The organism is Thermosynechococcus sp. OHK43 (assembly GCF_014466085.1).
Taxonomy (GTDB): domain Bacteria; phylum Cyanobacteriota; class Cyanobacteriia; order Thermosynechococcales; family Thermosynechococcaceae; genus Thermosynechococcus.
In genome coordinates this window covers 1-6,006 of record NZ_JACOMP010000049.1, presented here as the reverse complement: position 1 = coordinate 6,006, position 6,006 = coordinate 1, and the positions used below count along the sequence as shown (strand labels likewise).

The window sequence follows — 6,006 nt, the reverse complement described above, 5'->3', positions numbered from 1 at the left end:
CCACCGCTTGGGGGGCGATCGCCAACATCTGACAGCGGCCATGGAGGGGATTGTTGTTGTCGCCCGTGGGGTCAAGGCACCAAATCAGGGGATCGCAGGCACTCAGCCATTCCCGCAGGGCTTTACTGGTGGGCAGCGGTCCCAGTTGAATCACCCCTTCAGGACGCAGATATTCCCGAAGGTGGGCATCTCGCAGCAGCAGATCGTAATGGCTAATCCCGTGGGGCAGTCCCCGCGCCGAAGAGAGGGCATCGGCAAGCACCGGCCACTGAAGAAAGCGACTCAGGCGATCAATCGCGGCAGCTTCCGCCAGAGGATCCACCCCATGACTGGGCCCCGCAATAATCAACCCCCGCTGTATCTGTTGCCATGTTTGCCAAGGGAGAGAGGTGACAACCCGAGGCGGTACAAAGGGCTGCACCTGATCAAAGAAGCCTTTTGGAAGTACCCCATGAAAATTGGCCTCAGAGCGCAGGTCAAGGGGATCCCGTAGAGGAATATTCAAATGTACTGGCCCCGGATCCGGCCAGAGGGCAGTTTGCCAGCTATGGCAGAGGGTTTGCCGTAGGTAGGGCAGCAGGGGGAGTTCCGGCAGACTCACTTCGCGATAGTGACGTACTGCATGACCATAGAGATGCACCTGATCAATGGCTTGCCCCGCTTGGCAAAAGCGCAATTCGGGGGGGCGATCGGCAGTCAGCACAATTAGCGGTAAATGACTGAGGCTTGCTTCAATAATGGCCGGGTAGAAATTGGCAGCGGCAGTGCCTGAAGTGCAGACAAGGGCAACCGGTCGCCCCTGCTGTTGAACAAGGCCAAGGGCAAAAAAAGCCGCCGAGCGTTCATCAAGAATCGGCACAGCCTCAAGATGGGGATGGGCAGCCGCCGCGATCGCCAACGGTCCAGAACGCGATCCCGGCGAGAGAACCACTGTCCGCAGTCCCAAACGGTAGAGGGTTTCAAAGAGGACACTGGCCCAGAGGACATTCAGATTTTCAGTGAGAATCATCCATCCATCCATCCAGAAGTACTGTCCTAGCCTACGGGGCTGAGCCCTAGGCCATAGAGTTCTAAATCCAGTTTGAAATTTGAGACCCTCAGAGAGCTCTCAGAATCTCTGAAATGCCCTCAATAGCTTGGTTTTGGGGGTTTTGAGTCCTAAGCGGGCAGCGGGAATCGAACCCGCGTCTCTAGCTTGGAAGGCTAGGGTTTTACCATTAAACCATGCCCGCAGCCCCAGGGAATACTACATTAGCACGACCCTTGGGGCGATCGCAAAGGACCATCCTAGGGAATCGTTGCCATCTTGACGTCGTTACGATCCAAGATGCTTTGGAGTTCCTCAGCATCGATCGTCTCTTTTTCAATGAGCACTTGGGCAATTTGGTCAAGGACGTGGCGGTTGTTCACCAGTACCTCTTTGGCACGGCGATAGGCCTGCTCCACTAGGTTGCGCACTTCGTCATCAATGGTGGCAGCGGTTTCCTCAGAGAAGTCCCGTTCCGCCATAATGTCGCGGCCCAGGAAGACATTCCCCGTTTGCCGTCCCAAAGCCACAGGCCCTAGGCGATCGCTCATCCCAAAGCGGGTAACCATTTGCCGTGCCACCCGCGCCACCTGTTGCAGATCGTTTGAAGCACCCGTTGTCACCTCATCCTCGCCAAAGACAATTTCCTCAGCAATGCGACCCCCAAGGGCAACGGCCATTTGGTTTTGTAGGTAGGCACGGCTATAGAGACCCGAATCCATCTGATCTTCGTTGGGGGTAAACCAAGTTAGCCCCCCTGCCCGCCCCCGCGGAATGATGCTCACTTTTTGCACAGGATCGTAGTCCGGCATCAGGGCACCCACAAGGGCATGACCCGCCTCATGGTAGGCGACTAACTTCTTGCGGCGATCGCTCATGACGCGGTCTTTTTTCTCAGGCCCTGCGAGGACGCGATCAATGGCATCGTTAATCTCATCCATTGAGATCTCGGTGAGGTTACGGCGAGCCGCAAGAATGGCGGCTTCATTGAGCAGGTTCGAGAGATCCGCACCCGTAAAGCCGGGCGTACGGCGTGCAATTTTATCGAGATCCACATCCTTAGCGAGGGTTTTGCCGCGGGCATGGACTTTGAGAATATCAAGCCGACCTTTGTAATCGGGGCGATCCACCACCACTTGACGGTCAAAACGACCGGGACGCAACAGCGCTGCATCCAAAACATCTGGACGGTTGGTCGCGGCAATAATAATAATGCCCGTATTCCCCTCAAAGCCATCCATTTCCGTCAGCAGTTGGTTGAGGGTTTGCTCCCGTTCATCATTGCCACCCCCTAGGCCGGCACCGCGCTGGCGACCAACGGCATCAATCTCATCAATAAAAACGATACAGGGGGCATTGGCTTTGGCCTGTTCAAAGAGGTCGCGCACCCGTGAGGCACCCACCCCAACAAACATTTCCACAAACTCAGAACCCGAAATTGAGAAGAAGGGAACACCTGCCTCACCGGCAACGGCACGGGCAAGGAGGGTTTTACCTGTTCCTGGCGGCCCCACCAGCAAGACACCCTTGGGAATTTTGGCACCGACTTCCGTAAAGCGATCGGCATACTTAAGGAATTCCACCACTTCCCCCAGTTCCAGCTTGGCCTGATCAATCCCGGCCACATCATTAAATGTCACTTGGGTTTGGGGCTCCATCTGTACCCGGGCCCGCGACTTACCGAAATTCATCGCTTGGTTGCCAGGACCCGCTTGGGCACGCCGCAACAGGAAAAAGAGCAGTACCAAGAGGCCAATGGGAACGAACAAGCTGCTGAGGGCGCGGAACCAGAAGCCATCATTGCTTTGCGGCAAAACAGCAATGTCCACATTGTTGCTTGTGAGAATGTCGAGGAGTTCGGGGTCATTGGGAAGATTCACCAGAACTCGCGTGCCATCTTGGGTAATCGCTTGAGCTTGAGAGCGATCAGGGGTGATACTGACTTTGGTGATTTGCTTACTTTCGACCTGTTGAATGAACTCACTGTAGGGCCATGTTTGTTTGGTCGTGGGTTGGCGATCAAAGAAGGCCGTGGCCAAGGCCAGCACCACGATTGCCAGAAGCACGTATAAACCTGCGTTTCGCCATTGTTTATTCACCGATCGCCATCCTCCGCTAGGAAAACTGAAAAGTCTTTACATAAGTTCATACTAACGCATTCTTTCGCAACCCTAGGTGAGCAGTCCCGTGGTTAAGATCATCAATATCCATGATAAGCCGTCAGAAAATGCTCGATTTAGACACCTGCTACCGGGTACTGGAGTTGGAGCCGGGGGCAACCCTAGAGGAGGTCAACCGAGCTTATCGGGATTTGGTGTTTATTTGGCATCCCGATCGTATCCCCAAGGACAACACACGGCTAATCGAGAAGGCACAGGAGAAGATTAAGCAGTTTAATGAAGCACGGGATCAACTGCGACAGCATATTGCCCGACAGGGGAGGCAAAGCTCCCAGCGAGCTGCTAGCCAGCGGCAGGCCTATCGCGCTTCGCCTCCCCCCCACTCACCGCCGCCGCACTATCAGTCAAATCCCTACACCTATCGCAGCTATCATGGAACCCATGGGCCGCAGCAAGCTACACAGCACAGCTATGCTCAACACCACAACCCCACCTACAGCACCTATCAACGCCAACGGACTGCTGCCCCGCCGCCCCCAGAGCCACCCCGCACGACGCCACCCCATAAGGATATGTCGGGGGTCAATTTACAGGGGGCCAACCTCAGTGAAAAGGACTTTGAAGGCCGTAACCTCAGCCATGCCAATCTCAGCCATGCCGATCTCAGTGATGCCTTTTTGCATCGGGTGATTCTCCACCGCGCCAACCTGCGCCATGCCAATCTCTTCCGCGCCAATTTGCTGCAGGCGGATCTCAGCTATGCTGACCTCCAAGGGGCCAATCTCATTGGTGCTGACTTGAGTGGTGCCGATCTGCGGGGTGCCGATCTGCGGGGAGCAAAGATGAGTCAAGGCAATCGTCTACTCGTCAAACTAACCGGGGCACGCCTCACAGGAGCCATTATGCCCGACGGACACGTCCACACCTAGGCTTGGATCACACCCTTAGAACTGGGAATTTGCTGAGTGCGGCGCGGGTCAAGGGCGATCGCCATCCGCAGGGCACGGGCAAAGGCTTTGAATGTCGCTTCAATAATGTGGTGGGAGTTAATGCCGTCCAATTGGCGGATATGCAGCGTCATGCGGCTGTGATTCACCAAGGCCACAAAAAATTCCCGCACCAGTTGCGTATCATAGGTGCCAACCCGCTGCGTCGGAATCTGTAACCCATAGTTAAGGTGGGGACGTCCCGAAAAGTCTAGGGCAACTTCCACTAAGCTTTCATCAAGGGGCGCCACAAAGTGGCCAAAACGATGAATTCCGCGGCGATCGCCCAAGGCTTGATCCAAAGCCATCCCCAAGGTAATGCCCACATCCTCATTGGTGTGGTGGTCGTCAATATGGGTATCTCCACTGGCCTGCACCCGCAAATCCACAAGGCCGTGGGTGCAAAGCTGATCCAGCATGTGATCCAAGAAGGGAATCCCCGTGTGATTGTCCGCTAGACCATGGCCATCAAGGGTAAGTTCAATGTGAACCTTGGTTTCTTTAGTCTGGCGATCGACCGTGGCTTGGCGCAACGGAGGTGCGTGGCCATTACTGAGGAGAGAATCATTCATGAAGAATTACTGACGCGGTTGGGGATTAGTAGGGGTGGCTGGTGGCGAGGTTGCCGAAGGAATTGCCCCCGTACGCGGAAAGGGCACATCCACAAAACCTAATTCTAGCAATTGCTGATAGGCTTTTTGTCCCAGTTCACGGGTGGGGTTTTGGCTCCGGATAATTTCCACTAAAAGGGGCACTGCAAGCTCGGGTTGGTTATTGGCGCGATAGACCAACGCCAGTTGAAAAGTCGCTTGATCGCGCAGTTGTGCTGCTTCTAGGGCACGGCGACGGTTACTGTCTGCCGCAGTATTATCAATTCCCAAAAAGCTAGAGTTGAGGGACTGATAAAAGTTCGAAAGTTGGTTCATCGCCGTACGCGCCTCCAGTAGCTTGCGAGCGGCGACGGCATAATTTTGGTTATTGACTGCGGCGGCAGCCTCATCTATCAAGCGCTTGCCCCCTTCAAGGGTATAGATTGAAAGGCTGGGTGGGGGTGTGGGATTCACAATCTGGACATCGGGGCGATTAGACTGATTCTGGGCAAATACCGCCCGAGGCAGTCCCCCTAGCAGTAGCACCCCAAGGAGCAGGGATGGTCTTGACCAACGAGGAAGTGTATTCAGAGGCATGGTGTAAAGCCTTTACTAAGATAGAGGCAGTTCAGCGGACAATCAACATGGCGTATCTTATCACCAAGTAATGACAGCCCGTGCAGGATCATAGGTTCCAATTTTCCTCAACACTAGGGCCGTGGCCATGGTAAATCCCACCCCTCAGGGGACAACTGCCCATGATGCTATTCGTGAACGGCGCCGCCAGCTGCAAAGTAAACGCCGCTGGCGCCAACTGGCAGGGCTTTGGCGTACCAGTGTTCTTTTGACCCTAACGGGAGGGCTAGTCTGGGGACTGACGCTGCCGTACTGGATCATCCGCGGCCCTGAGCAAGTGGTGATTCGTGGCAATCAACTGCTGAAGAGGGAAGCGTTGCAGGCACAATTGCCCCTTCAGTATCCTGAGTCGCTGCTCCGTTTGCGGCCACAGGAGATCATTCATGTCCTAGAGACCACGCTGCCTCTGCAACGAGTGACGATCGCCCGCCAACTCTTTCCGCCCACCCTGATTGTTGAAGTTCAAGAACGCAAGCCTGTCGCCGTTGCCACCTGTAATCAATGCTGGGTGATGAGTGAAACGGGTCGGCTTCAAGGGCCTGCCAGTCGCTGGTTGGTGGATGGCCTCGGATTTGTTGCGCCGCTGAGTAGTTATCAAGCCAGTGCCGTAAAGTCAATGCCGACCCTCCAGTTGCAGGGGTATTTTG

General features: G+C 55.2%; 6 protein-coding genes and 1 tRNA gene. 2 read left to right on the top strand and 5 right to left on the bottom strand.

The annotated features are described in order from the left end of the window. From menD to ftsH3, 3 genes are all read right to left on the bottom strand, one after another. Window positions 1–1,009: 2-succinyl-5-enolpyruvyl-6-hydroxy-3-cyclohexene-1-carboxylic-acid synthase (gene menD / locus H8Q75_RS02250; protein ID WP_297040123.1), on the bottom strand; the 1,009-nt coding region annotated here is incomplete at its 3' end. Between the two features lie 152 nt (window positions 1,010–1,161). Continuing rightward, a tRNA-Gly gene (locus tag H8Q75_RS02245) sits at window positions 1,162–1,232 on the bottom strand. Window positions 1,233–1,287: 55 nt separating this feature from the next. Further along, window positions 1,288–3,126, bottom strand: coding sequence for an ATP-dependent zinc metalloprotease FtsH3 (gene ftsH3, locus H8Q75_RS02240; RefSeq protein WP_024125602.1), 1,839 nt, complete (start codon window positions 3,124–3,126; stop codon window positions 1,288–1,290). A 128-nt stretch (window positions 3,127–3,254) separates the two neighbouring features. Between ftsH3 and H8Q75_RS02235 the strand changes: the two genes are divergently transcribed. Beyond that, the gene (locus tag H8Q75_RS02235; protein WP_024125603.1) at window positions 3,255–4,076 is read left to right on the top strand and encodes a pentapeptide repeat-containing protein; all 822 of its coding nucleotides are present in this window, start codon (window positions 3,255–3,257) and stop codon (window positions 4,074–4,076) included. Here the strand turns inward: H8Q75_RS02235 and hisB are convergent. Then, the gene (gene hisB / locus H8Q75_RS02230; RefSeq protein WP_024125604.1) at window positions 4,073–4,705 is read right to left on the bottom strand and encodes an imidazoleglycerol-phosphate dehydratase HisB; all 633 of its coding nucleotides are present in this window, start codon (window positions 4,703–4,705) and stop codon (window positions 4,073–4,075) included. The genes H8Q75_RS02235 and hisB overlap by 4 nt on opposite strands. Window positions 4,706–4,711: 6 nt before the next feature. Next, window positions 4,712–5,320 (bottom strand): hypothetical protein, encoded by a 609-nt coding sequence (locus H8Q75_RS02225; protein ID WP_024125605.1) that lies wholly within the window; start codon window positions 5,318–5,320, stop codon window positions 4,712–4,714. A 127-nt stretch (window positions 5,321–5,447) separates the two neighbouring features. Between H8Q75_RS02225 and H8Q75_RS02220 the strand changes: the two genes are divergently transcribed. Continuing rightward, window positions 5,448–6,006, top strand: a 559-nt coding sequence (locus H8Q75_RS02220) for an FtsQ-type POTRA domain-containing protein (protein WP_297040111.1), incomplete at its 3' end; no start/stop codon positions are given.

Excerpts from the sequence above, each read along its gene's own strand:
- H8Q75_RS02235 (WP_024125603.1), top strand. The coding sequence starts at position 3,255 with ATGCTCGATTTAGACACCTGCTACCGGGTACTGGAGTTGGAGCCGGGG.
- hisB (WP_024125604.1), bottom strand. The coding sequence starts at position 4,705 with ATGAATGATTCTCTCCTCAGTAATGGCCACGCACCTCCGTTGCGCCAA.
- H8Q75_RS02225 (WP_024125605.1), bottom strand. The coding sequence starts at position 5,320 with ATGCCTCTGAATACACTTCCTCGTTGGTCAAGACCATCCCTGCTCCTT.